This window comes from Nocardia amamiensis (genome assembly GCF_015477605.1).
Lineage (GTDB): Bacteria > Actinomycetota > Actinomycetes > Mycobacteriales > Mycobacteriaceae > Nocardia > Nocardia amamiensis_A.
This window is the reverse complement of record NZ_JADLQX010000036.1, coordinates 15,828-40,410: the sequence shown is the minus strand read 5'-3', so window position 1 is coordinate 40,410 and position 24,583 is coordinate 15,828. Positions and strand designations below refer to the sequence as shown.

Sequence of the window (24,583 nt, the reverse complement as noted above, 5' to 3'; positions counted from 1 at the left end):
ACCAGGCTTGACGAGGAGCGTCGGGATCGGCTGGGGAGAGATCCCGGTATGCGGCTTTACCGCAGGTTCGAGCTGTGGCTGTCGTCGAAGTACTGCTGGGTGTCGCAATCCGTCGCCCAGGTCGGCAGTGGCTCTCGCGCCGATAACCACTGCGGCGGTATCCCGCGTACGCCGCTTCGTGTGCCGATGCCTGTGCGCGCTGCCACGATCCCGCCGACGATCGCGGCCGTGGTGTCGGCATCGCCGCCGGCCTCGACACATGCGGTAACGGCGGCGGGATAGTCGTCGAGGAAGGTCGCGGCCGCCCAGAGGGTGAACGGCACCGTGTCCTGGGCGCTGACTTGCGCGCCGTTACCGAGTTCGTATGCCGCTTCGGCCACCGATCGGCCCAGCAACCGCCGGGCTCGACGGACACCGCCGGCGGTCCGGCCCTCGACCAGGTACGGCTCCACAACGTGCAGCAGTTCCTCAGGCGGGCAATGTCTTCCGTGGGTGGCCGCGGCGTGGCTCGCCGCGACGGCAACCGCCATGGCGGCCACAATCGCTTCCGGATGCCGATGCGTCACCTCAGCCGACAATGCGGCTTGGGACGCCGCACGGTCCAGGTTTCCGGCGAAATACGCTCCGAGTGGAGCGACCCGCATCGCAGCACCGTTGCCCCAGGAGCCGCGCCCGTCGAACAAGGCGCCCGCCGCGTCGGCCCAAGGCCGTCCGTCGCGAATCTCGTGCAGCACAGCGACGGTGCCGCCACTGTAGCCGCGGTAGGGCTCGCAACGGTCGGCGAAGGCTGCCGCCAGCCCGTCGCGATCGATCTGGCCGTAGCCGCGGATCTGTGCGTACACAGAGCAGGCCATTTCCGTGTCATCGGTCCATTCCCACGGAGCCGCCGGCGCTCGGCCGGCGAGCAGATCGGGTAGCGAACGGCCCGGCACGAAGAACTGAGCACCCAGCGCATCACCGACGGACAAGCCCTCGAGACTGTCACGAGCGACATCGGAAACCAGCGGCATATCGGCAACCATGCTGCCAAACCATGACGAACCACCGCAACATCCCTGCCCAACCGCGCGTCAATCGCAGCGAACCGTGCTATCGCCACGCCGCTTCGGGCCAGCCGGGGCGGGGATTTGTAATCCGCCAGCGGCTCAAAACTTTACGACCCACCCGCCACCGCTGGCGGCCAGACCGCTGGTTCCACGTTCGGAGGCTTGCCGGTGCCGTCGTCAGTCCAATCGAACACCGGTGGTGGTGGACCCCATCGGCGCGGGTTGTTGAACACCACAGTGGCGGTGCCGAAATCGACGCCGGTGAAGTCGGCACGAGAGCCGAACCCCACATCCTCGAACACGGCACCGGTGCCGAAGGTGGCACTGTGGAATTCGGCGGCGCCACCGAAACGGCAACCGCGGAACCTGGTTTCCTTGCCGAACTCGGCCCCGTGGAACGCGGTGTCTCCAATGAAGGTTGCCTCACTGAATCCGGCGTCGCCGCCGAAGGTTGTTTCGGTGAAGTCGGCATCGCCGGTGACGGTCGCCGTGCTGAAGTCGGCGACATTGTGGAACGTGGCCCCCCTGAACGTGGCGTCCGCGCCGAAGGCGGCCGGGCGGAAGGAGGCGACTCCGGTGATGATGGCATCGGTGAAGAAGGCGGCACCGGTGAAGGTGACCTCGGTGAAATCCGCTCTACCGGCGATAGTGATTTCGTTGAATCGGGCAGCGTTGTGGAAGGTGGCCTCGGCGAAGGCCGCAGAAGCTTTGAAAGTGGCGCCGCTGAACCAGGCGACACCCTGGAACGCGGCCCTGAATCTGGCGACGCCTGTGAACGTGGCCCTGCGGAACCGGACGATGCTGGTGAAACAGGCCCCGTCGAACATCGCGGTGCTCGCGAACACGCACTGATCGAAACTGACGACGCGGGCGAAGCGGGCCTTAGCGAACGAGGCCGCACCGGTGAACGTGGCCTCCCGGAAGTCGGCCTCGTCGCTGAAGGAAGCCAGCCGGAATTCGGTCGCGCCGCTGAAGGTGGCCGAGTGGAAGTCGGCGTTACCGTCGAAGGTGACGAAGTTGAATGTGGTGGCGCCCGTGAACGTGGCCCCGCCGAAACGAGCCACACCAGCGAAGGTGCTGGAACTGAAGTCGGCGTTTTCGAGGTGGGCGGTGCGGAAGTCGAAGTTACTTGCCGACCAATTGTATTCGGCGTCGGCACGGAGGTGGTCGGCGATGACACGGACGATGGTGGCTCGGACCTCCCGGTCGTTTTGCCGGTATTCGAAATGGTTCTCGTCCTCACCGTCGTCGGCGCCGATGGGGCGTTTCTGCACGCGTTTGGTTTGATGATTGCCGCCGAGATCGGGAGTGTAGGGCAGACGCAGATACCCGCACAGGACGTCGATGCACTGCTGCCGGCGTTGGCCGTCGGACTCGTCGGCGACACCGGCCATCGCGTACACACCGGCGATGCGGACCGCGACATCGGTCGCCCCGAGTTGCGCGGCGGCCGCGCCGAAACGTTCGACGAATCTGCTCTGTTCCAGGTCGCGTTGCCGCCGGTAGGCGATCACCAGCGCGACGACACCACCCACCCCGGCGACCACTGTCAACGCGAGCCGGGTGACGTCGATCTCCGCGGCTTCTCTCGACGAATCCACCGGCGTGATCCACCGTAGGAACGCATAGGCGACGAAGGCGATACCCAGTCCGGTGACGAGCGCGCCGAACACGGCCGGGAACAGCGGAGTACGGCTGACTCTCCGGCCCCACGCGGCCCGGTTGCCCTTGCCTACCGCCGCCCCCACCGCTCTACGCGCTCGTGCACCGACGGCACTCAACCACCTGAACATCGCTCAATTCTGGTCGCGCGCAGGCATTCCCACACCCGATTGCATGGCGACGGCCCTACTGCCGAGCACCAGTCGCGGTTCGTCTCGGCGGTGCGATCAGTCGGCGATATAGCGCGTCGCCCGATCCGGCAGGATCCCGGCCCGGACGAGTTCCTCGTAGATTCGCTGCTGCTCATCGTCGAGATTCGAGTACAGCATGTCGTACGCGAGATCTTCCTCGGCGAGCACCGCGACCGGATCCCAGTCGTCACCGAGCGCCGCGAGGACGGCGCTGCGCCGTCGTGCCTCGTCCAGTGTGAGGTCGTAAGCAAAATTGTGGTCGGCCATTCGGGGATCTCCACCAGGTTCTTTCTAAAAACGAATTGACGACAATGCCCAACCACGCCATCCGGGGCAATGACCTGCATCACGTTCCACGGTTGGACTTCGTCACCAGCATCGCTTCCAGCAGTGCATTGCGATCGGCGAAGTGACCGCAGAATCGCCCTTGGTCACGCCGAGCGCCTCGGCCAGAACCTCGATGCGGACCTCCTCCACGCCGCTAGCGGTCAGTGTTGCAGTCCCTGCTCGCTCTATGCCTGACATGGAGTGCGGGCCACGCCGACGTTGTGGCTCCTCTCACGCCCTATCCATATATACGGCACCGTATATCAGCGCTAGCCTCATTGCTATACGCCACCGTATATAAGAGCCCGAGGCGGCGATCTACGCGGCGAGGGATCCCGTGTCGCGCGAGCACGGTCGCGGAGACAACCCGATGGAGCCACACGGCTCCGCAAACGGAAATGGGGAGTTCACATGATCAAATGGGCTGGTGGGCTCATCGTGTTCTGCGGAGCCGCGCACACGATCGGCGCCCTGACGGTGGAAGGCGCCTGGCATCACGCCGACGCGTGGTTCAGCGGGGCTTTGCGCAGCGAGGACCTCGCCGCGATGAGCCCGGCGAACAGCGCGCTCTGGCTGTCGCTGGAAAGCTTCGGCATACCACTCATCTTGGTCGGCCTGACCGTGCTGTGGCTGGACCGCCGCGGCATCACGCCACCGCCGTTCATCGCGTGGACACTGATGATCTGGACCGTGGTCGACGCGGTGATCCTCACTTTCACGCCCTGGCCGATCTTCCTGCTCGCGAGCGTCCTCCTGCTGGTCGGAACCCGACGCCCCACTAGGGAGTTCGCCCCAGCCGACGTGCGATGATCATTGGCAGACCACCGGATCGCCGCAATGAAGGCAGCGGCGGCAACATGTATCGCTCGACCGCCTCATCGTCGGCCAGTTCGCCAGCATCGATGAGGCAGTCGCCGAAACGGTCACTTCGTCGGCGTTGGAATTCATTCAGCGCCAGGCTTCGACAAAACGCGCCTTTGACCAGGCATGATGATGAGCGTCAGGATCGGTGGGGGAGACTTGAACCTGTGCCCGATTGCCAAAGCATGCGAAAGCCCCGGCCGAATCGGCCGGGGCCGGGTATCGAGCTGGTTCGGATCAGTTGCTACTGATGCTCACATCTGACCATCCACCGCTCCCCTGGAACCTAGGATACGGGCGAACCCAAGTTTGTCAACGGGGCCCTCCCCACTTGCGGCCTGCCATCCGCCGACGCCCCTGGAGTCGAAAAGCGCCTCTCCGCCAAGGGAGTTGGCGAACACGTCAGCATAGGACGTCTCCAGCCAGAATAGGTCACACGTCTTCGGCGAACCGGCAGACCGGATGGCTTCGCGAAACTTCGGCGGCAGTTCGAGTGTCTCGGCGCTCACCCGGGCGATGAAGACAGCCACCCGGCCCGAGCCGACCATCGTGGGCCCCGCCAGCGGACCGTGCCTGCCACTGTGGTGCCACAGCGTCCCTCGCACTTGGAGCGCAGGTCCCTCACCCAGGTTCTCGATCGGGACCAGGAACGTGTCATTGGTGTCCGCGACGAATGCGTAGGATCCCGGGCGCGGCGGGCTCAGCTTGAACCGATCCGTGGTCGGCGGATGGGCGGCGAGATTCCCTGCCGAATCCGGGAACGACACCGACTGGTGTACCGGAAGCAACAACGGATGACGGCTGAGCATCGTCACGAGTCGCGCGTGCGCGAGCTGTTGGTCCGTCCTACTCAGCGCCGCGCGGGAAAGGTGCAACGCGGTCAGTGCCGCGGTGGTCGAGGCGAGCGCCGACAGCGCTCCGGCGATCGCTCCCGCCCGGGCGTCCGGTCCGCGCAGCGCGAACCACAGAGCGGCGCCGATGGCAGTCATCACCGCGATCGCGATCAGGCCGAGGCGTGGCCCGCGGGAACGGGAACGCCTCGGCAGTCGTCCGCTCATCGGTAGAGGGCCAGGCCGGCATCGCCCCAGCCGGACCGGGTGACGACGATCTGCTTGTCCCGCCATGTCAAGAGCTGCGACTGCGCGAGGACACGCAGGAAGCGCTGCCGGTCCCGCAGCTCGTAACCGAAGTAAGGTACAGCTCTCGTCTCGTCCTGCGCCTCCATGAGAGCTATGACCTCGTCCTCGCTGAGCTGTTCGCCCAACCGGTCGTGGTATGCGGCGTAGAACGCGTGGTATGCCTGCTCGAATGACTGGGACAGCGGAGAATGCGGTGCCAGCACGTGGCGGCGGCCGTCGACTGCGACAACATCGACCACTCCGGCGGCTTTGGCGTAGTTCACCGCCTCCTTTATCCGGCTCGCGGCACGCTGATCTTTCCCTTGGCCAACGCCTTTGCGTGCCAGCAATGGCTCCAATTGGTTGAAAGGGATTGTCGCGCTGCTCCTTCGGTAGCACTCGGCGGTCACGCCGGCGAAGACGCGCCAAAGCTGCTCGAGATAGCCGAGCTGTAGTGGAGGGCCGACGAGCGAAAGCGTCCCGTCGGCCGCCTTTCGGATCAGGCGTATCGCCAGCAGCGCGTCCAGGGCACGCTCCAGCAAACTACCGTCGTCGGTGCGAAAGGGCCCGACTCGCAGCCCCGACATCGTCAAGCCTCGAGTACTGGAGGAAATCCACCTGATCGCCTGGTCGACGGCAGTGATATCGGCCAGGTCTTCCGAGCCGAGCTTCAGGTAGGTACGGACAGCAGATCTCGGGCTCCACTTGCCGTTGTCGGGAAATGCCGCGTCGGGTCGGGTGACCTTCTCGGTAGCCGTGCTGATCAGTGACCAGTACTGCGTTTCATCGACGTTCTCCAGTATCCCCCACTCGTTCAGCACAGCGGTGCGTTCCCCTTTTTCCTTGCCCCCCAAGATGTAACCGCGGCGCTGCAGCTCGAGCAGGCCGAGCATGGATCGGCATCCGGTGTCGGCCTTACGTTCGCGGAGCTTCGTCACCTCGGCGATATCCACCGAGTCGAGCCCAGGACCGGTCAATACCCGCTGCAGCTCGCGGCTGAGCCTGGCCCTGTCGCCATAGATCACGGTGACTTTACGACCAGCCCCACGAATCCGGGAGATCAGCGGAATGAAGTCCTGATCGCCCGTGACCAGGAAGAAGTGACCGATCCCTGCGTGCAGGTAGTCCATGGCGAGCACGGTGAGCAGGATGTCCGCCTGCTCCTTGGTACTGCGTACCTGTTCGGCCTTGATCATGCTCTCGCGCATGGCGAGGATGATGGTCGGGTCGAATCTGGCGGCCGCCATATGCGCATGGTGAAGTTGGTCGCCGCATCGACGACTGGCGAATTTCCACAGGTCATCGACCTGCGTCCGTTCGACGAGCTTTCCCCTGCCGATTATCGCCCCGGTCAGATTCTCCCAGTCGACCAGTAACACCCCCTCGTCAGATGGACTCATGGTTCACTCCGCAATCGCAGATCAGGACAGCGCCCGAGTGGCACGGTCGTCGGATAGGTGGATCAATGAGGTCTCGATGTGCGTCAACGTCCAGTGCAGGTCGTCGACGACGGCCGTCAGCAAATTCACCGGGAATTGGTAATACTCGCCGGCGTGCGCGGCGCACGTGATGAATTGGCAGGCGGTCGGCACCGTCGACAGGATGCAGCGGCACAATCGCGTTGCAGGAGAGTTCGGCGGTACGGTCGGGCGGGCCAAGACGGTCATCAGCCCCTCCCACCGGTCCGACCACACCGCGTCATCCGCCACGTGGAGCGCCGCGGCGAGTTCGGTCTGCACCGTGGCCAGCCGTGCGGGCGGAGTATCCATGCTCAGCCCCCAGAGTCTGGAGACAACCGACTTCCCGGCCCGTACCTCTGGTCGGTAGGCCTGCGGAGTCCGGAAGCCGCTGATCGCCTCCCGCGCACCCGCGAGAAAGGCGGTCCAACTGGGATCCGAACGCCTCCTGATGCTTTGAAAGAAAGCGTGCTGCGCGTCGGGTGAACGGCGGTGTACGTGCAGCAACCGCCGCACCATCGCCTCTTCCACCGCGAACAAGGCCCGATGGATACGGGCGAGGTCGATCTCCTCGGCGCTCAGCGGTACTTCGATGCGCCGGGTTACGTCTGTAATGAAGCATGTGGTCTCTCGATTACCCACGCCGGGAACCCACTCCGGCCAGGTCACCGGCGAATATGCCTGGCCCATCGCCAGCTCCCGCCGTGCGAGCAAGACGATGCCCATTCGTGGGGCCGCCGCTCGCGGCTGCTGCAGGCTCGTGAGAAATACCGCACGGTTGTGCTCCAACAGCTCGACTAGGTCGACCATCAGAGCATTCGCGTTAGTGAAGCCGTTGTTCCGGACGATCAGCACGCCCAAGCCGTGCTCGCTGAGCAAGCCGCCCAACTGTGCTGCGTACTCGTCGCGGTCACCCACCAAGCTCAGCCAATAGGCGTTCAGTGGGGCGTCTGCCTCGGAATGTAGGCGGATGATGGTCTCAGCCACTCGGGCCGGACCTGGATCGGTTGCGCGCATGCCTTTCCCTACGTTGCCCGGACAGCTGCCGCGATTCGTCCGAGCAGGGGGATGCGCGGACGGACCATACCGTCCTGGTGAACCAGGAAGTTGGCCCGACTCGCAGTCGAAAGGAGGTCTTCCGGGCTCACCAGATCTCCGGTCCGTTCGGCAAGCTCGACGAATTGATGGTGTGGAACGGAGAACGACTCCGGCGACGACAAGACGAGATTGCGCAGCACCGAGTACACGGCATGCAGCCACGGCTCTTTCTCTCGCCCGACGGGAGACAAGTGGTCGGCAGCGGCCTTCCGGAACATCTCGTAGAGGTAGTTCTGTGCGATGGACCTGTGCCCCAGGCAGGATTCGGTGAACTCCATGAACAACTGAGGTCGTGCTGGGGCGAGACTGGACGCCGGTCGCTGGTTCTCGATCAACCACGCCCAGAATGAGACCAGCAGCTTACCGGTCAGGAACGGATGACCGCCGGTCTCGGCGTAAACCCGGTCGATGAACTCCGGGTCTAGGTCCACATGCCCGCTCATGATCTTCCGCACCAACTCGTCGAACTCGCTCACGGAGCGGGAGGCGGGTCCATGATCGAACAGCGGAAACGGATCATGGATGACAACGGGGCTCAACTGATTCTGGTCGGTCAGGATCCAGTGCGCGTCGGGTCGCTGACCTACGAAGATCAGAAGGTTGTCCCTGGTGAACGAGACCAACTGGTTCAGCAGGGGTTGAACGACTGTGTAACGAATGCCGGGATCCTTTTCCATGGCCGTCCGGAGGGCGCCGAAGAGCGTCTCGTATTCGTCGAGCACCAGGATGACTCGCACGTCCGGCTGGGCCACGAGGCACTCCGTTACTGCGACCTCCACGAAATCATGCTGCAGCCTGCGGCCGGAATCGAGGGCTTGTTGGATTTTGCGATAAAACGCGCCGCCATCGGCGATTTGCCCGGTGGGGTCGCAGGTCTGAGCCACGACCACCGACTGGGCGGAGGTCGATCCGAGGTCGTACGAACAGGCGGTCGTCTTTCCGCTACGACGGACGCTGCACCACAGCCGCACGCCGTTTCGGCGCTCGAAGGATTGCATGAGCCTGCGCACGCTGGTGCGGTATACGTGGCTGTAGCGGGAGAGAAACGGGCTTTCCAACGGGAATTCCGCAGCGTAGTTGAAATCGATCGGCCGGTTGCCAGATGCCGAATTCGTTTCGTAGAGAAGGTCTTCCAGCAGCGCGACCAGCCGCGTCTGCGGCTCCTCCCCCAGGCCGCCGGTGGGCACGACGATGTCGGACAACCGTTCGATCGCCAGCAGCTCGATGCGCAGGTCCGCCCGCAATGGAGCGATTACTACGCCCACCGCTCGCCCGGCCGCCTCCTCGATGAGGAGACGGTCGACGTGCCGCTCGTCCAGGTAGCACAGGACCTCGATGCGTCGGCTGCCCGCCGCTTTCGGGGGAAGCTGGAGTGAGATCTCGAGCCGCCGGTTGCTGTCGGAGTACTGGGACAGCGCGGGGAGCGGCGCTGCGTCGGGATCCTTGGTGAGCAGCAGGTCCAATGCGCGCGCGAACGGTAACACCGAATCATGTATGCCGTCCAGGAGCAGCCCGGCCTGCAGATTGCCCATCAGTTCTCGGAGGTCCTCCGAGGTGAGAAACGGCAGCACGTGCACCCAGGCTCCGGAGAACCGGGGCAGGACATTGCTGCCGATTTGATCGAATTTCGTGTTGGAGTAGCCGATGAGAATGCCCGAGGCCATCGCTGAGCACAGTTGCCGAAGGCTCCTGGCAGCACTTGCATGATGAGCCTCGGCCAGACGTGCCGAATAGAACTCCAGCGGGAGGTCCAGGAACCGCTGCAGGCCGGTCAAGGACTTGGTGATGGCGTAGTGCGGGCGCACGACATTGTTTTCGGTCTGATAGACGTACCCACGCCGGAAGATCTCCGCCGCATGGTGACTCAGGCTGGCCTTCATGAGGTTGAGCCAAGGGCCGGGCCGGTCGCAGGATCCCAGCTCCACCAGAAAATCGTCGAAGTAGCGCGAGAGCACATCCCGATAGCAGGTCGCCCATTGAAAGATGTGCCGGTTACCCAAGTCCTCCAGTTCCTCACTGAGACGGTTCTTCGAGTAGGCGAGCGGCACACGTTGCCGAGTCACGCCGCTCACGGCGCGCCCATCCGTAGCAGGAGGACCGGGCCGGGGCCGTGCGGTCCCGGGCGCCGGTACCACGTGAGCCGGCATCCGGGTTCGGCTCGCGGGCACTGGCGTTCGAAGCAGTTCGGGACCGACCACGACACCGTCGCTCTCGATCTCTCGGTCGGCCTCCCGCAACCCGGCATCCAAGATTTCCGTCAGTAGCCGTTGCCGCTTTGGTAGAAAGCTGGCAATCGACACACGTAATTCCCGCACATGACGTGAGAGCTCGGCCGGGTCGAGTGATTGCAGCAATTCACGAAACTCGGCCTCGGCGAGCCTCGGCTGAACTGCCCGATTCAGATGCTCGATACGGCTGAGGCGGGAATTGATGGAGGGAGATGAAGCCCGCTGGGTGGAGGGCTCGTCGGTAGCTGGCACCTCCGCTTCCGGTCTCTGCTCGACCGCGAGCACCTCGGCGGGTGCCGTCCTTCGTTCCCTGCGCTCGCGCAGCACTTCGTTCAGTCGGCGCTGGCGTTTCGGCAGGAAAGTGGTGATGGCGGATTCGATTCGGGAACCCAGCAGTACCAGTTCCTCGTCAGAGCACTGGGCGATGAGCTGAGTGAGTGCTGCTTGCGCGTCATTCGGTTTGACCGCGGCGTTCAGCTCATGAACGCGCCGCAGTACCTCATTCCACCTGTTCACGATCTTCAACCCCCGTCAGGGTCCACACCGATCGAACTGCTCGACAAGGGGCAGTCGGACTGGATCATATTGATATTGGTGCGATCCCCGACCAGATCACGCTCGGTGAGAGGTAGTCGTTCGACTACGAGGAGGTGGGCACTCCGCCTGAGCCGTCGAAACCCAAACCTTGCCCTGGCACTCTCTCCTGCTGTACGTCGTATGAGGAAGCGATTTTGCGCAGTTGTTATAAGAAACAGACAAGTTGGCACCATTGCGCGGGAACAGCGTGTAGCGGCGAGGCCGGCGTGCACCATCTCCGTCGGCTCGTACGCTGAAGTCATGTCGACAGGGATCGTTTCAACGTTGGTTACGGGCCTGCTGCCGCTACTCGGCGCGGGGCTTGGCGCATCGGCAACGGTTATGGTGCAACGGAGTTCGGCGCGCGCAGCGAAGCTCAAGTTTCTCGCGGAGAGTCGCCTTGCCCGCAGAGATGAGTTGAAGTCAGCGATCATCGACTACTTCGAGGCAGCACAGCGACTGCAGGGAGAACTCGATACCCGAGAGCGCGGAGGTACCCCTACCGATCTGAAGCGACTCGTCGAAAGCGTCTGGCTAGCAGAGAAGGGTGTCGAGCTTGTCTGCTCAGACGCTTTGCGGGACCGCGTAGTTGCTCACGCACGGGGATTACACGACGTCGTTCGGGACCCTGTGACCTACCCTGACTGGTGGGCGCATTGCTCGTCGCTCCAGTGCGACCTCCTCACAGAAGCAAAGTCAGAGCTGATACCAAAGCACAATTGGTGAACGCATTTCAGCAGATGCGCCTGCCTTAACCAGACCGCCACAGTTCAGGCGAGTACTCGCCGGTGCCACCAGGGCTTCGCTGTAGCTCTGCTCGGCTACGATCCACCCCGCTGCCTGCCACCGCCGCGCGGAAGCTGTCGACCAGGTCCTTGCCGAAGTCGTCGTTCTGATAGAGCACCGCCACCGTCGCGTCGGGCCGTTCCTGGCGGACCTATCTGGCGAACGCGCGTCCCTCGGACTGATGGCAGGGCTGCCAGCCGATAGTCCACGTACGGCGCCAGCTGGAACGGTGCCGCGTAGGCCGCCGCGAACAGTGCGCCGAACTCGAGTAGTTGGTTCATGCGTCAGACCTGGCATCCGAGGTAGGAGCGAGCGTTCTGTTCGTCGGCATTGATCTGCGCCGGAGTGCCCGACAGCACCACCCGGCCCGTCTCGAGCACATGCGCCCGATCGGCGATGGCCAGCGCGAGGTGCGCATTCTGCTCGACGACCACCACGGTGGTGCTCTCCTCTTTGTTGATGGCGGCGATGATGGCGGACAACTCCTGGGTGACCAGGCGACAGACCGAGCGACGGCTCGCCGAGCAGCAGCAACCGCGGCCGCATCATCAGCGCGCCCGAGCGCGAGCATCTGCTGCTGGGCGCCGGAGAGCCCGCCCGCCTGCTGATGGAGTCGTCCTTCAGGATCGGGAGGTAGCCGAAGACCCGCGCGGACGAGCGCGGCGAACTCGGCGACCTCGCCGTGGCTGAGACCGTTGATCGGCTCGTCCACGATCAGCAGGCGCGGCAGGCAGGCCAGGGCACTGGCAAGCTCGATGCGTTCGAGGGTGCGCCGAACGGTAACCCGGCGGCCGGGTGGTCGGCTACCTCACGTGACCGTGCCCGAATCGGGTTTGCCGCGACCGGTCAGGCAGTTGAACAAGGTGGTCTTTCCGGCACCGTTAGGACCGACACCAGCCCGACCAGGCTCGATGAGCAGCCGCCCGCACGACTTCCGGAACACCGGCTAGGAATTTGATCTTCGGCGGGGCACAATATTCGCAGGGATGAATGTTCCAGGGTGAGCTGTCGCGTTCGACAGATCACTTCGCCCACTGATCGGGGGCGAGACGGACGACATGCACCGAGACGGCGAGCGCCCGAAAGGGCTTTCTGTTTCCGCGCTGGCGGCGGTCGCGAACCCGTCGTACTCGCGAATCGACACGTGGAATCTGCTCGACGACGCGTGTCGCCGGCTCGCCGATGTCAACGGTGCCGGGCTGGACACCAGCCACGAAGCCGCCCGGGTGCGGCGCCTGCTCGATCGTTTAGCCGCCTACGAGCGGTACTGGTTGTACCCGGGCGCGGCGAGAGTAGCGGCGTTTCGCGGATATCTCGCCGATCTTGCAACGGTGCGGCTCACCGAGGAAGTGTCGCTGGCCGTGCGCCTGCTCTCCGAGTACGGCGACCGCGCGGCCGTGTTCGACACATCCGCGCCGTTGGCCGACCAGGAACTCGTGGCGCGGGCCAAACAGCAGCAGTTCTACACCGTTCTGCTCGGCGACGATTCCCCGCCCGAGGCTCCCGAGGGCTTGGCGGAGAGCTTGCGGGCGCTGCGCGACCCGTCCGACGATGTTCAGTTCGAGCTGCTCGTCGTGGCGAGCATCGAGGACGCCATCACCGCCGTCGCGTTGAACGGCGAGATTCAGGCGGCGATCATCCGGCATGACCTGCCGCTTCGTTCCCGCGACCGGGTGCCGTTGATGACCACGTTGCTCGGGGCGAACGACGACGTGGTCGTCACCGACCGCGCCGACGACTGGATCGAATGTGGCGAGTGGATCAGGGAGCTGCGGCCGCACATCGACCTGTATCTGCTCACCGACGAGTCGATCGCCGCGGAGACCGAGGACGAGGCGGACGTCTACGATCGCACGTTCTATCGGCTCAACGACGTCACCGACCTGTACAGCACGGTGCTCGCCGGCGTCCGGAGCCGGTTCGCCACACCGTTTTTCGACGCCCTGCGTACCTATGCGGCCGCGCCGGTCGGCCAATTCCACGCCCTTCCCGTCGCGCGCGGCGCCAGCATCTTCAACTCCAAGTCGCTGCAGGACATGGGCGAGTTCTACGGCCGCAACATCTTCATGGCCGAGACGTCGTCCACCTCCGGCGGGCTGGACTCGCTGCTGGACCCACACGGCACGATCAGGGCGGCGATGGACAAAGCCGCCGAGACCTGGTGTGCCGATCAGACGTACTTCGTGACCAACGGGACATCCACCGCGAACAAGATTGTTGTGCAGGCTCTGACCCGGCCGGGCGACATCGTTCTGATCGACCGCAATTGCCATAAGTCGCACCACTACGGCCTGGTGCTCGCCGGGGCGTATCCGATGTATCTGGACGCCTACCCGCTCGAGCCGTTCGCGATCTACGGAGCCGTGTCCCTGCACACCATCAAGAAGGCGCTGCTCGACCTCGAGGCGGCCGGGCAACTGGACCGGGTGCGCATGCTGCTGCTGACCAACTGCACGTTCGACGGCATCGTCTACAACCCCCGGCGTGTGATGGAGGAGGTCCTGGCGATCAAGCCGGACATCTGCTTCCTCTGGGACGAGGCGTGGTACGCCTTCGCAACCGCGGTGCCGTGGGCACGACAGCGGACCGCGATGGTTGCCGCCCAGCAACTCGAATCGGCGTTGTCGTCGCCCGGATACGCCGAGGAGTACCGCAAGTGGCGTGCGTCGATGCAGGGAGTCGACCGTGCCGAGTGGAGCGACCACCGGCTGCTGCCCGACCCCGGGCGGGCGCGGGTACGCGTGTATGCGACGCATTCCACTCACAAGTCGCTGTCCGCGCTTCGGCAGGCGTCGATGATCCATGTCCGCGACCAGGATTTCAAACCTCTCGTCCGCGAGGCGTTCGCCGAGGCGTTTCTGACCCACACCTCGACGTCGCCGAACCAGCAACTCCTGGCATCGCTGGACTTGGCGCGTCGGCAGGTCGACATCGAGGGCTTCCAGCTGGTCCGGCACGTCTACGACATGGCGCTGGTGTTCCGGCACCGCGTCCGCAAAGACCGGCTGATCGGCAAATGGTTCCGCATCCTCGACGAGGACGACCTGGTGCCCGACGAGTTCCGTGCGTCCGAAGTCAGGTCGTACCGGCAGGTCAGGCAGGGTGGCCTGGCAGAGTGGAACGAGGCGTGGCGGTCCGATCAGTTCGTGCTCGACCCGACCCGGGTCACCCTGTTCATCGGCAAGACCGGCATGAACGGGTACGACTTCCGCGAGAAGATCCTGATGGACCGGTTCGGCATCCAGATCAACAAGACCTCGATCAACAGTGTGCTCTTGATCTTCACGATCGGCGTCACCTGGTCGAGCGTGCACTACCTGCTCGACGTGCTGCGGCGGGTGGCCACCGACTTCGAGAGCAGCCGGGGCGGGCACGGCAAGGCCGATCGCGCCCTGCAGCAGCGCCGGGTCGACGAGATCACCAAGGATCTGCCTGCGCTGCCCGACTTCAGCGAGTTCGACAGCGCGTTTCGTCCCGACGGCGCCAGCTCGTTCGGCGACATGCGATCGGCCTTCTACGCCGGGTACGAGGAGTCCGACCGCGAACACGTCTTGCTCGGCGACGCCGGGCGGCGGCTCGCCAAGGGGAAACCCCTGGTGTCGGCCACCTTCGTCGTCCCCTACCCGCCCGGCTTCCCGGTGCTGGTCCCGGGGCAGGTCATCTCGACGGAGATCCTGTATTTCCTGGCCGAGCTCGACGTCAAGGAGATTCACGGATACAACCCCGACCTCGGGTTGTCGGTCTTCACCGAGGCCGCGCTCGCGCGCCTGGCCGCGGCTCGGCACGCAAGTGTCGTGGCGTCCGGCGGTGCGCCGTCGGCAGCTCCGGATGAGGCACTGGTCGCCGGCTCGAGTAGTGGTCTGCTACGGCGATGAATGCCCAATCCAGGTGATGTGCTTTCGAGCGGCCCCTGGCTGCGGCGGTGCTGGTCGTCGGCTCAGCCGTCGGCGAGCGCACGGTCGGCGAGTGCGGCGATGACCGGTCCGAGTGTTCTGGCGTAGCTGACGGTGAGGTGATTGTCGTCGCGGTACACCAGGTTGTCACCGATGATGAGGGGGCAGCGGGTGGTGGTGCAGAACAGCGAGGTCAGATCGGCATACTGGCCGCCGCCTGCGGTGGCTGCGGCCTGCTCGGCCGCGATACCCGCGTCATCGACCGCGACCGGACGTGCCGGCGTGCATGCCGCGGCATTGTCGATATGGTCGGACAGGCACGCAGGCACGGTGGTGTGCGGATCGGGGATCGCCCCGAGTACGAGGACCGCCGCTCCGGTCGCTCGCAGCTGGCCGACCAGACGGTTCAGGCTGTCGATCCAGGCCTGGTCGTAGGAGACGAAACCGAAGTCGGCGCCGTAGCGCCGGGACATGCTCACCACGATCAGCCGGGGGCGTTCGGCCCGCAGCCGGGTCAGGACCTGGTCGCGCCACTGCTCGCATTCGGTGTACTCCCGGCCCAGATAAGGGCTGCTGATGGGCAGGCCGAGCAACGGGCAGGTGACCTTGGCCATGGTCTCCAGCCGCCAGTGCCGCTGGGCGGCGATCGGCTCGAACGCCGGATGCCACATCGCCGCATGGGAATCGCCGACCAAGGCCACCGTCGTGGCCGAGTCCGGATCGCCGGACGCGCACTCGGCCTGTCCCACGTCGCGCCACGACCGCACGCAGCCGTCGAGGAACACCCCTGCCTTGTCGCCGGGCGCGTCGGCGAGCGACGGGGTGAGATTCGAAGGGACAGCTCGGATTTCGGCCGAGGCAGCAACTGCGGCCTGCGTCTGGTCGGTCAACTGCCGGACCGCCGCGTCGCGCGCGTCGCCGCCGGAAGTGGCCGGCGTGGCGAGCGTGAGGGCCGGGGCCGCCGCGCCACGGCCGACCGGTACGGGAATGAGCACGAGCAGCATCAGTGCCAGACAAGCGGCGACCGCGGTGATCGCGCCGCCACAGGCGAGGCTGCGTGCGGCCGACCTTCGCAACGGGGCGGCGAAGCGGACCGGATTCTCGACCAGCCACAACGTGAGCATGGCGAGTCCGCCCGCCATCATGACCGCGCCGATCGAGCCACTCCAGCCGAGCTGGTGACCGAGCACGCGCGGCGCGAGCAGTAATACCGGCCAGTGCCACAGATACCAGGAGTACGACACCCGGCCGACCGCACGCATCGGACGCAGCGTCAGTCCGCGACCAACCCCGAATCGTGTTTCTACACAACCGGATACGATCACCAGTGCGGTACCGAGGACGGGCAGCAGGGCCGCGGTGCCCGGATACGGTGTGCTCCCGTTCAGCTGGGTACACGCCGCGACGATCAGGACCAGGCCGATCCATCCGGCAGGGGCGGCGACCGATTTCGGCAGCCGGGACCACGCGCCGGCCGACAACGCGATCATGCCGCCGGTGCCCAACTCCCAGGCCCGCGCCGGCAGCGAGAAGTACGCCCACGGTGGCAGCGTGCGGGTCCAGATCAGCGAGATCGCCAAGGAGAGCGCGGCGACCGCCGCAAGAACGCTCAGATACGGGAACACAGCGGCCGATCCGATCCGGCGCCGCCGCGCGAACCAGGCCGTGACAGCGATCAGAGCGGGCCACAGCAGATAGAACTGCTCCTCCACACCGAGCGACCAGAAGTGCTGAAACGGCGACGGAAGCGTATCGCCGGCAAGGTAGTCGGTGCCGTGCAGCGCGAACCGATAGTTCCCGGCGTACAAAGCGCCGGCGATCGCGTCGCCGAGGACCTGGCGGGCTTGCAGCGGCGGCAACAGTACGGCCGCGCCGACCGCGGTGGCAACCAGCACGACACCCGCCGCGGGCAGCAGACGGCGGGCCCGCGCGCCATAGAACCGGACCAGCCCGACAGCGCCGGTGGCAGCCGCCTCCCGCCAGAGGATTCCGGTGACGAGAAAGCCGGAAATAACGAAAAATACGTCGACACCAACGAATCCGCCCCCGACCCCGGGCAGGTTCGTATGAAAAAGCACGACGGCCAGTACGGCGACTGCTCGCAAGCCCTCGATGTCGGGCCGAAATATCCCGCGCGATATCGCCTCGGGCGCCTCATCAGGCCGCCGAACCAGCAATCCGCCGCTCGCCGCCACCGTCATGGGCGGCATTGTTATAGATCTCGCTGGCTATGTCACGGCAACTCACCGTGTACCGGGTTTCTGCGATATTTAGGCCCACCGGCAGACTGAGTTCGGTATCGGGATTTCACTATGCGTCGGCAGCGGTTCGAACTGCGGATGATCGGAGGCTCCGGATAGTTCTACCTCGCAATGAGCAATTCAATGTTTCGTATTCTGACGTACTTGTTCGCTCGACCTCGAGTCCTCTTACCTGATGTGTAGTGAGCGCTGCGACCGGCTGCGGGAAGAATGCCGGGTAGCGACGGCCGAATGAATGGTCATCTCATCGGGCTCGCGATCGATTGGACCGCTTTCTCGCTCAACAAGTATGGCGATCGTGTCCAGATCCATGCCCGTTCAGCGGGCGTGGATCAAGCAGTGAGATGTATGGCAATGCCGTCGAGCAGTTTGGCGAGCCCGAACTCGAACACGCCCTCGGCGACCGCACGGATGTCGCGGTCGCCGGCAGGACCTGCGGTGAGCATGGCCAGCAAGGCCGGGTAGCGCTCCGGCTGCCCGTACTGGTGGATCATCGCAGGATCGAGGACCGGGCCGACGTGCCCAGCCGCCTCACGGCCCCGGGTCGGATCGATTTCCAGGCGGGCGACGCCGCCGACGAAAGCATTGATGGACAGGACGATGTCGGCGATGCCGTGCGGCGCCAGCCCGGCATCGAGCAGCGCCGCCATCGCGGCCTCACCCCACGCGGCCTCGTTCGGGCCCATCCAGCGGTTGCTCGCGCCGATCGCCAGCACCCAGGGGTGACGCAGGTACAAATCGCGGGTCCGGCGAGCCCAATGCTCCAGTGCCGCACGCCAGTCGCCGCGGGGAAGCTCGGGTGGGCCGGCCATCGTGGTGTCGAGCATCAGCGCTACGAGTTCGTCTTTGCTGGCCACGTGCCGATACAGCGACATGGTCGCGGCGTCGAGCTGATTGGCGACCCGTTGCATCGAGAGCGCTCCGATGCCTTCCGCATCGGCGATGGCGATGGCCGCACCGACGATACGGTCCAGGCTCAATGCCGGTCGGCGGCCGCGGCCCGAGCGTTGATCTCCCGACCACAGCAGTCGAGCAACGCGCGGTGGCTCATCGGCCATGTCCGCTCCCCTCGATCCAATTGCGTATGACATACTCTTTGCGTATATTATACGCAAACTCTTCCCTCATCGCCATCCGGGGTGGTTGCACCATGGCAGTACCGACAAGACATCCGAATCGGCCGTGCGCCAGGCACGTAGCATGAGTCTCGCCAGCCTGGGGCTGTCCACCGAACAGGAGCGGGTGTACCGTCATCTGCTGCGCACCCGCCCCGGCAGCACCTCGCATGCGGGCGGCGCGAGCCAGGTCGACTCCGGCGCGCGGAACGTGATCACCGAGTTGCGCACTCTGGGTTTGGTGGACGAGAACCTGACCGCGGTACCACCGGCGGCCGCGGTCGATCTGCTGGTGCGGCGGCGAATCACGCAGGCGCAAAGGCAGTTCGACGGACTCGCCGCCGCCTGGGACGCCCTGCGGGAGTTGACCGAGGAGCAGCGCACCGGCTTGCCCACGGGCATGATCGAGCAGCTGTCGAACGGACCGGAGGCCGCGCGGCGCATCAACGCGCTGCTGATCGATCATCCCGGTGAGTTGTCGTCCCTGCGAACCCATGCGCTGCACGGGCACGTCCCCACTCGGCACGGGCGCCTGCTGATGGCCGGACTGAGCAGCCGCATCCTGTTCCCCGCGCACGCCTTGACGGATCCCCGGCAGGCGGCCCACGCGCGACGCCGGCATGCCCTCGGCGAAATGCATAGGGTCACGGCGGAACCGGTCTGGCCGCTGACGGTGGTCAACCGGTCGGTCGCCTTTGTACCGGCCGATCTCTCCGAACCGGCAGCCGGTCTGCTGCAAATCCGCCGTACCGGTGTGGTCCAGATACTCGCGGAGGTGTTCGACGGCATCTGGGAACGCGGCCACAACGTGGACGAACTGCCGGTCTCACCCTTCGAGCACCGCGTCCTGCAGGCGCTGACCTGCCATGACACCGACGAATCGGCGGCACGCGCACTCAATGTCTCGGTACGCAAGTTCCGGACCCATGTCGCCGAGCTGATGGACCGGCTCGGCGCGCGCACCCGATTCCAGGCCGCCCTGCTGGCCAAGGAACGCCACTGGCTCTGACCCACAGGGGATCGTGCGACCTTATCTCTGCTCGCCCGGGCGGACCATGGCCTGCTGGTGAACTCGCTCGCCCTGGTAGCGCATTCCGGGAATCAGCGGGGTCGGACCGATCGGAGTGAACCCCATCCGGGCGAAGAACCGAAGCGCTCGTGTGTTTTCGACCTGGGTCTGCAAATGACAGCCGGGCGAGCCGTTCTCGTTGAGCCGCGCGAACCACCGGTCCATGAGAGCGGCGGCCGCGCCGGTGCCGCGCGCGTCGGGCGCCACTGCGATGTGCAGATGCGCTGGCCACCGCGAGTCTTGGAAATCACCCGCGGTCGGCTGACGGCTGATCGCCGCCGCGAGGGTGTCGACCATGGCGCGGCCGAAGAACCTGGCCGGCGTCGGGCGGACGAACAATCGGTAGGTGCGGATCGCCCGCTCGATCCGCTCGGCCTCACTGGGAAACTTCGAGCTGTCCAGACAGCCCGTCAGGTATCCGACCAGCTTGCCTCCCGCGACCGCCAGGAACACGGACTCGGGTTCCAGATCCAGGTATGGATCGAGGTAGATCGACGCCTCGGATTCCGGATCACCCCACAGGGCGGCGACGGGCGAGCCTGCACCCGCCCGAGCGAACAACTCCCGAAGCTCCGATCGATCGGCTGCCTTGAATTGACGAATCTCCATGTCCGGCTTCCTTGTCAGCCCTACCGCCGCTGGGTGAGGACGCGGTCGGCGACGGTTCTCACGGCAGCAGTCCTCGATTCCCGTCGCCCCACACCGCCGTCATCACCACACCGCTGATCCTCCAGTCGCCGCCGGAACGCACGAGATCGAAACGGTAGGTGCCGCCCAGTGTCCACAGCGACGCGCCGAACGCCTCGGACCTGCGGTGGGTGGCCTGGAAGGAGGCGGTGCACACCGCCCTGTCGCCGTCGATGGTGACCAGGTGATTGCCGAGCAGATGCTGGGTGGCCTCGAACCCGCCGAGAGTGTCCTGCCACGCGGCGGCGATCTGCGCCGGAGCGAGCGTGACCGGTTCCCCGCCGTTGAGACTGGTGTAGTCCAGTCGTACCTGGTTGGCGAAAACGTCGGCGAGTTCGTCCCATTCCCGATGGTCGGCATGCCAGGCCATGCGTGTGCAGGTGTCGATGACATCCAGGCGATCCATACCGCACATGCTCCCCGCCCGCCGATCACGAGCGGAAGAGGACAAGCTGCACGATTGGCTGCATAAACCTGCACCGGGCCGAATCGCCGCACCGATGAAGAGCAGAGGTTGCACAGTCTGCTGCAGGAACATGCAACGGTAGGCGTGAAATCAGCTGAGGGCTGCGAAGATTGGCGGAATGATCCTCGTGACAGGAGCGACCGGCAATGTCGGCGCGGAAGTTGTGCAGGCCCTGGCCGCGGCCGGAGCACCGGTGCGGGCGCTGATGCGCGATCCCCAGCGCGCCGTTGTGCCCGAAGGGGTGGAAGCCATGGCGGGCGATCTCACATCGCCCGAGACGCTGAGTTTCGACGGGGTGCGCGCGCTGTTCCTGCTGCCCGGCTATCCAGGGGTCGCGCAGGCGGCCGCAAAGGCGGGCGTCGAGCACATCGTGCAGCTCTCGGGTGTTTCCGCGGGTACCGGCGACACCTCCAACGCCATCACCCGCTACATGATGGCCTCCGAGCAGGAGGCCACCGAATGCGGTGCGGCATGGACCATCCTGCGGCCCTGCGCCTTCGCGTCCAATGCCCTGCGCTGGCTCCCCCAGCTGCGCGACGGGGACGTGATTCGCGCGCCGTTTCCCGAGGTTCGCACGGCCGCTCTGGATCCGCAGGACCTCGGCGCGGTTGCCGCCACGGTACTGCGCGCAAACAGTCATCAAGGCGAAATCCTCTGGCCCACCGGCCCGGAGCCGCTCACACCCGCCGAGCAGGTCGCGATCCTGGCCGAGGCCACCGGCCGCGACCTCACCTGCCAGGGCCTCACCGATGACGAGGCACGCGCCGACATGCTCCGAACCACTCCCGTGGAGTACGTGGACGCGTTCTTCGACTTCTACGTAAACGGAGCCATCGACGAATCCATCGTCCGCCCAACGGTCCAAGAGGTCATCGGCCGCGCGCCGCGCACGTTCGGAGAATGGGCCACGGCCCACGCCGACGCCTTCCGCTGATCGTCCCACGGCGGGTCCGCAGCGACACACTGCCTACCCAGCCACACTGGCGACCGCGGCCGATACAGTCGGGCGTGAGCGACTCGTTACGCACTGTCACCACTCCCTCCGAAGGAGGCTCACCATGCGAATCGCTGTAGCCGGTGCGACCGGCAATATCGGTGCCCGCACTGCCTCGTTCCTGGAGCGGGAGGGGCACGCGGTGGTACGCATCAGCCGCTCTCTCGGCGTTGATTTGGTTACCGGTCAGGGTTTGGACGCGGCGCTGGAAGGGGTTGACGCGGTTGTCGACGCCATCAGCTCGCCGCCGATCAGCCCGGCCGAGACTCGCGCCTTTTTCGGCGCCACCACGAGAAATCTTCTCGCCGCCGAGGAGCGCGCTGGCGTGCGTCACCATGTGCTGCTGTCGATCGTCGGAATCCACCGGATCGAAGGCGGTACTGCCCACTACTGGGGCAAGCGCGAGCAAGAGCGCCTCGTCGAGGAGGGCCGGGTGCCGTGGACGATTGTGCCTGCCACGCAATTTCACGACTTTGCGGCGTTGGCTACCAGCTGGACCGAGCGTGATGGCGTCGCCACCATCGCCCCGCTGCTCATTCAGCCGATCGCACCCGACGACATAGCGCAGGTCTTGGCCGAGGTCGCCACAGGGCAGCCGCAGGGCCGCTACGTCGACGTCGCCGGCCCTGAGCCGCAAGACCTGGTCGACATGGCCCGCCGCACCAACGACGTTCTCGGCCGGGAGGTGAAGCTGGTGCCCACGTGGTCGGGTCCCCTTGACGAGTCGATGGCCGGCAATGTGTTGCTGCCCGGCCAGAACGCCCGCATCGCCCCGACAACCTTCGACGACTGGCTGGCAGCCGGCGCCCGATAGCCAGCCCTTCGAAGGCGAACGGCAACCCCAGCACGTCACCGCGGCGCGGATCAGACCGGCCACAGCAGACCGATCTCGAAACTCGAGACGGTCCCCGAGACCGGCGCCGACGGCGAAGGAGGCTCCCGTTGCCCGCTCGCAGCCGGTCGCTGCGAGCGCGTCCCGTTGAGGCTCTGCAGAACACCTCGCCGCGCAGGGCGTCTCGCAAACGACCGGTGTCGAGCAGAGGCTTCCAGCTCTCGGGTTTCGCGTGGTGGACTTGGTTACCCGACTGCCCGCACCATCCCGCTGCGGAAGCCTGCAAGACGGTCAGGTTCGACGTGCACCCGCGCCAGGTGCCCGGCCCTGAAATCCTTCGGTCCGCCTCATCCCGAGGAGCATCGAGCCCAGACCGAGCAGTACGGCGACCGCGCCGGCCACGCAGTTGCTCCAGATCGTCGATGCGGTGTCGACATTGCCGCTGACGATCCAGGGAGCGACGATCGTCCACACGCCGATCAGCGGAGCAGCCCAGACGATGCCGTGGGTCCGTCCGTACACCGAGGCGAACCCGAGAGCCAGCATCGCGAGGGCGATACCGACGATGAGATTGTTCCCGGTCAAAGTCGGGAATCCGTTGAATCCGACTACCCACGGAGAAATCGCGATGTAGAGCCCGGTCAGGAACATCAAGCCGGCAACCACCTGAGCAGCCGGCGCCTCCGAGGCGAGCTCGTACTTCTCCCGCAACTCCACGATGTCGGGATGCCGGGCCATGCTCACAGTCTCACTAGTCATGGTTTTCCACCCTTCGGACTAAGTGTGCGAATCGAGACTTTCGAGCCGGGGCGGCCTGCGATCGGTCACGGTGGAACGCGACTCCGATCTCTATCGCCACCTCGAATATATATCACTCTGTGATATTATCACTGTATGACACAGGGGTCCACGTCATCGCCGGAAGATCTCACCAACCAGGAGTATTCGAGGCTGCTGACGTTCCGAGCCGGCCTTCGCCAGTTCTTGCGCGGGAGTGAGCGGCGGGCAGCCGTAGTGGGACTCACCGACACTCAGCACCAACTGCTGCTGGCGATCGGCGGGCATCCCGGTCCGGACGGGCCCAGCGTGGGAGAAGTCGCTGGATATCTGGACACCCGGCACCACAGCGTGGTGCAACTGATCGATCGCACCGAGCAACTCGGCCTCGTCGCCCGCAACCGGGGCCAGGGCAAGGACCGTCGGGTCGTCCGTCTCACCCTGACCGAGGCGGGCAAGGAAATCCTCGCCCGGCTCAGCGCCACACACCTGGAAGACCTGCAGCGACTGGCGCCTCTCATCGGCGCGCTGATCGACCCTGCGGCGGGTGAGTATTGCCCGGTTCAGGCATAGGCCGAGCGGGCTGCCGCCCCACCAGTGCGGCTGGATTACCTGAAACGCTCGAATTCGAGGGTTTGCGGTCAGGCAAGCTCGTCGGCGGACTCGTGGCCGGCGGTCGCGGTACGCCGGAGGAATTCCGCGATGAGTTCGAGTTCGGCATCGGTGTAGCCGTCGCAGATGGCGTCCATCCGGCCGTTCATTCCAGCGAATACGCGGTAGAGCTCCGAGTTTCGGTCGTGGAGCGCTCGCACGGTGACCGCGCGCCGATCGGCGCCCTCGAGATCGCGCTCCCGCACCACCCACCCGCCACGCTGCAGTCGGTCGAGAATGCCGGTCAACGTCGCCGGGTGCAGACCGGCCCGCGCCGCCAACGCCGTCGGGGTCAGCGGCCCGTGCCGGTTGACCAGATCCAGGCAGGTCCAGTCGACGTCTTTCAGTTCCACCTTGTTGCCGAACCGACGGTTCAGCAGTGCCAGCTGCGTATTCAGATCGCGTAGCGCCTCTTTGACCGACGTCACCAGCCGCCGGTGTCGCCGAGCCGCGGCCGGATCCACTACGGAACTCATTCAAGTCACCTT

General features: G+C 65.5%; 22 protein-coding genes. 7 read left to right on the top strand and 15 right to left on the bottom strand.

All coding sequences use genetic code 11. From position 1 onward, the window contains the following. Window positions 1-56: 56 nt before the first annotated feature. From IU459_RS31615 to IU459_RS31605, 3 genes are all read right to left on the bottom strand, one after another. Window positions 57-1,022 carry an ADP-ribosylglycohydrolase family protein gene (locus IU459_RS31615; RefSeq protein ID WP_228838801.1) on the bottom strand — a complete coding sequence of 322 codons (966 nt, stop codon included), beginning with the start codon at window positions 1,020-1,022 and terminating at the stop codon, window positions 57-59. 131 nt (window positions 1,023-1,153) lie between these two features. Further along, window positions 1,154-2,839 carry a pentapeptide repeat-containing protein gene (locus IU459_RS31610; RefSeq protein WP_195133257.1) on the bottom strand — a complete coding sequence of 562 codons (1,686 nt, stop codon included), beginning with the start codon at window positions 2,837-2,839 and terminating at the stop codon, window positions 1,154-1,156. 96 nt (window positions 2,840-2,935) lie between these two features. Next, complete coding sequence (locus IU459_RS31605) at window positions 2,936-3,166, bottom strand: DUF6400 family protein (protein WP_195133256.1); 231 nt, start codon at window positions 3,164-3,166, stop codon at window positions 2,936-2,938. A 471-nt stretch (window positions 3,167-3,637) separates the two neighbouring features. Between IU459_RS31605 and IU459_RS31600 the strand changes: the two genes are divergently transcribed. After that, the gene (locus IU459_RS31600) at window positions 3,638-4,036 is read left to right on the top strand and encodes a DUF6463 family protein (RefSeq protein WP_195133255.1); all 399 of its coding nucleotides are present in this window, start codon (window positions 3,638-3,640) and stop codon (window positions 4,034-4,036) included. Window positions 4,037-4,341: 305 nt separating this feature from the next. On the opposite strand, the gene IU459_RS31595 is transcribed toward IU459_RS31600, so the two are convergent. Genes IU459_RS31595 through IU459_RS31580 form a run of 4 tightly spaced genes read right to left on the bottom strand, consistent with a single transcriptional unit; the run spans window position 4,342 to window position 10,504 of the window. Continuing rightward, complete coding sequence (locus IU459_RS31595; protein WP_195133254.1) at window positions 4,342-5,145, bottom strand: hypothetical protein; 804 nt, start codon at window positions 5,143-5,145, stop codon at window positions 4,342-4,344. After that, the gene (locus IU459_RS31590; RefSeq protein ID WP_195133253.1) at window positions 5,142-6,605 is read right to left on the bottom strand and encodes an NYN domain-containing protein; all 1,464 of its coding nucleotides are present in this window, start codon (window positions 6,603-6,605) and stop codon (window positions 5,142-5,144) included. Before IU459_RS31590 ends, IU459_RS31595 begins: the two co-directional genes overlap by 4 nt. A 21-nt stretch (window positions 6,606-6,626) precedes the next feature. Next, window positions 6,627-7,649: a hypothetical protein gene (locus tag IU459_RS31585; protein WP_195133252.1), complete on the bottom strand. Its 1,023-nt coding sequence runs from the start codon at window positions 7,647-7,649 to the stop codon at window positions 6,627-6,629. A gap of 38 nt (window positions 7,650-7,687) precedes the next feature. Further along, window positions 7,688-10,504: a hypothetical protein gene (locus tag IU459_RS31580; protein ID WP_195133251.1), complete on the bottom strand. Its 2,817-nt coding sequence runs from the start codon at window positions 10,502-10,504 to the stop codon at window positions 7,688-7,690. Window positions 10,505-10,825: 321 nt separating this feature from the next. Here IU459_RS31580 and IU459_RS31575 point away from each other — a divergent pair, with 321 nt between their 5' ends. Further along, window positions 10,826-11,290 carry a hypothetical protein gene (locus tag IU459_RS31575; RefSeq protein WP_195133250.1) on the top strand — a complete coding sequence of 155 codons (465 nt, stop codon included), beginning with the start codon at window positions 10,826-10,828 and terminating at the stop codon, window positions 11,288-11,290. A 344-nt stretch (window positions 11,291-11,634) separates the two neighbouring features. On the opposite strand, the gene IU459_RS38845 is transcribed toward IU459_RS31575, so the two are convergent. Beyond that, window positions 11,635-11,832, bottom strand: a complete 198-nt coding sequence (locus tag IU459_RS38845) for a hypothetical protein (RefSeq protein WP_228838800.1) — start codon at window positions 11,830-11,832, stop codon at window positions 11,635-11,637. Between the two features lie 326 nt (window positions 11,833-12,158). Continuing rightward, entirely contained in the window at window positions 12,159-12,293 is a 135-nt protein-coding gene (locus IU459_RS40545) for an ATP-binding cassette domain-containing protein (RefSeq protein ID WP_440446548.1), read from the bottom strand. Window positions 12,294-12,408: 115 nt separating this feature from the next. Between IU459_RS40545 and IU459_RS31560 the strand changes: the two genes are divergently transcribed. Beyond that, complete coding sequence (locus IU459_RS31560) at window positions 12,409-15,225, top strand: aminotransferase class I/II-fold pyridoxal phosphate-dependent enzyme (protein ID WP_195133249.1); 2,817 nt, start codon at window positions 12,409-12,411, stop codon at window positions 15,223-15,225. 62 nt (window positions 15,226-15,287) lie between these two features. On the opposite strand, the gene IU459_RS31555 is transcribed toward IU459_RS31560, so the two are convergent. Further along, the gene (locus IU459_RS31555; protein ID WP_195133248.1) at window positions 15,288-17,444 is read right to left on the bottom strand and encodes an acyltransferase family protein; all 2,157 of its coding nucleotides are present in this window, start codon (window positions 17,442-17,444) and stop codon (window positions 15,288-15,290) included. 392 nt (window positions 17,445-17,836) lie between these two features. After that, window positions 17,837-18,562, bottom strand: coding sequence for a TetR/AcrR family transcriptional regulator (locus IU459_RS31550; RefSeq protein ID WP_195133247.1), 726 nt, complete (start codon window positions 18,560-18,562; stop codon window positions 17,837-17,839). A 142-nt stretch (window positions 18,563-18,704) separates the two neighbouring features. On the opposite strand from IU459_RS31550, the gene IU459_RS31545 reads away from it, so the two are divergent. Then, entirely contained in the window at window positions 18,705-19,628 is a 924-nt protein-coding gene (locus IU459_RS31545) for a hypothetical protein (RefSeq protein ID WP_195133246.1), read from the top strand. Between the two features lie 21 nt (window positions 19,629-19,649). Here the strand turns inward: IU459_RS31545 and IU459_RS31540 are convergent, their stop codons facing one another. Both IU459_RS31540 and IU459_RS31535 read right to left on the bottom strand, forming a co-directional pair. After that, a complete protein-coding gene (locus tag IU459_RS31540) occupies window positions 19,650-20,297 on the bottom strand; it encodes a GNAT family N-acetyltransferase (protein WP_195133245.1) in 648 nt (215 codons plus the stop codon). A 58-nt stretch (window positions 20,298-20,355) separates the two neighbouring features. Further along, a complete protein-coding gene (locus tag IU459_RS31535) occupies window positions 20,356-20,781 on the bottom strand; it encodes a nuclear transport factor 2 family protein (protein WP_228838799.1) in 426 nt (141 codons plus the stop codon). Window positions 20,782-20,959: 178 nt separating this feature from the next. On the opposite strand from IU459_RS31535, the gene IU459_RS31530 reads away from it, so the two are divergent. Both IU459_RS31530 and IU459_RS31525 read left to right on the top strand, forming a co-directional pair. After that, window positions 20,960-21,775 carry an NAD(P)H-binding protein gene (locus tag IU459_RS31530; RefSeq protein ID WP_195133243.1) on the top strand — a complete coding sequence of 272 codons (816 nt, stop codon included), beginning with the start codon at window positions 20,960-20,962 and terminating at the stop codon, window positions 21,773-21,775. Between the two features lie 124 nt (window positions 21,776-21,899). Continuing rightward, a complete protein-coding gene (locus IU459_RS31525) occupies window positions 21,900-22,649 on the top strand; it encodes an SDR family oxidoreductase (RefSeq protein ID WP_195133242.1) in 750 nt (249 codons plus the stop codon). A 309-nt stretch (window positions 22,650-22,958) separates the two neighbouring features. Here IU459_RS31525 and IU459_RS31520 read toward each other — a convergent pair whose 3' ends face one another. After that, on the bottom strand, window positions 22,959-23,426 hold the full coding sequence (locus tag IU459_RS31520; RefSeq protein ID WP_195133241.1) for an SPW repeat protein: 468 nt from the start codon (window positions 23,424-23,426) through the stop codon (window positions 22,959-22,961). A gap of 135 nt (window positions 23,427-23,561) precedes the next feature. On the opposite strand from IU459_RS31520, the gene IU459_RS31515 reads away from it, so the two are divergent. Beyond that, the gene (locus IU459_RS31515; protein WP_195133240.1) at window positions 23,562-24,017 is read left to right on the top strand and encodes a MarR family winged helix-turn-helix transcriptional regulator; all 456 of its coding nucleotides are present in this window, start codon (window positions 23,562-23,564) and stop codon (window positions 24,015-24,017) included. 68 nt (window positions 24,018-24,085) lie between these two features. Here the strand turns inward: IU459_RS31515 and IU459_RS31510 are convergent, their stop codons facing one another. Further along, on the bottom strand, window positions 24,086-24,571 hold the full coding sequence (locus IU459_RS31510) for a MarR family winged helix-turn-helix transcriptional regulator (RefSeq protein WP_195133239.1): 486 nt from the start codon (window positions 24,569-24,571) through the stop codon (window positions 24,086-24,088). Window positions 24,572-24,583 lie beyond the last annotated feature (12 nt).